Source organism: Arhodomonas sp. KWT (assembly GCF_010993615.1).
The window spans coordinates 1-1282 of the sequence record NZ_WNXE01000474.1 but is presented as its reverse complement, the minus strand read 5'-3'; the positions used below and the strand labels follow the sequence as shown (position 1 = coordinate 1282).

Below are 1282 nucleotides of genomic sequence, written 5' to 3'. Positions count from 1 at the left end.
CGGCAAGCACGCGCACGCCACCGACCTCGACCGCCTTGTCCACCAGGTCGCTGCCCGTCTGGCTGGCGAGCCGGGCCCGGGCCTGCTCCAGCTCCTTCTCCAGCTCGCGGTTGCGATCGAGCACCTGGCCGAGGCGCACCTCGATGTTCTCCGGGCTCGCGCGCAGGCGCTCGGCCACCGCGTCGATGCGCCGCTCCGCGCCCTGCGCCCAGGCCAGCGCACCCTCGCCGGTGACCGCCTCGATCCGGCGCACGCCCGCGGAGATGCCGACCTCGGAGATGATCTTGAAGAAGCCGATGTCGCCGGTACGGCCGACGTGGGTGCCGCCACAGAGCTCGGTGGAGAACTCGCCGAAGCGCATCACCCGCACGTCGTCACCGTACTTCTCGCCGAACAGCGCCACGGCACCGAAATCGATGGCCTCGTCGTAGGCCATATGGCGGACGTCCGCGGGCTCGTTGGCCCGTATCCACTCATTGACCCGGCGCTCGATGGTCCCGACCTGCTCCGCGCTCACCGGCTCGAAATGGCCGAAGTCGAAGCGCAGGCGGTCCGGCGCCACCAGTGAGCCCTTCTGGGTGACGTGCTCGCCGAGGATTTCCCGCAGTGCCGCGTGGAGCAGGTGCGTCGCCGAGTGGTTGAGCACCGTGGCCTGCCGCCGGGCCTCGTCCACGTGGGCGGTGACGCCGTCGCCGGCCTGCACGCGCCCCTGGCGGACCACGCCGACGTGGCCGTGGGCGTCGCCGTACTTCACGGTGTCCTGAACATCGAACTCGAAGCCCTCGCCGCTGATCGTGCCGCGGTCGCCGACCTGGCCGCCGGATTCGGCGTAGAAGGGCGTGCGATCGAGGATGATCATGCCCTCTTCACCGGTCTCCAGTGCGTTCACGGCCCGCCCCCCGGCATACAGGGCATCCACCCGGGCGCTGTCGCGCAGGTGCTCGTAGCCCGTGAACTCGGAGCTGCCCTCGTAGTCCGCACCGCCGCCGTGATCCGCCTTGAAGCTGCTCGCCGCCCGGGCACGCTCGCGCTGCTCGGCCATGGCCCGGTCGAAGCCCTCGGTGTCCACCTCCAGGTCCCGCTCCCGGGCGATGTCCGCGGTGAGATCCACCGGAAAGCCGTAGGTGTCGTAGAGCTTGAACACCGTCTCGCCGGGGATGATGGTGCCCTCGAGATCGCGCAGGTCCTCCTCGAGGAGCTTGAGCCCCTGCTCCAGGGTCTCGCGGAAGCGCTCCTCCTCCTGGCGGAGGATCTTCTCGGCCTGGGGCTGGCCGCGCACGAG

1 protein-coding gene is annotated in these 1282 nt (G+C 70.5%); it reads right to left on the bottom strand.

The window, feature by feature from the left end; all coding sequences use genetic code 11:
• Nucleotides 1–1282, bottom strand: a 1282-nt coding sequence (locus tag G7A99_RS20025; RefSeq protein ID WP_240466353.1) for an alanine--tRNA ligase-related protein, incomplete at both ends; no start/stop codon positions are given.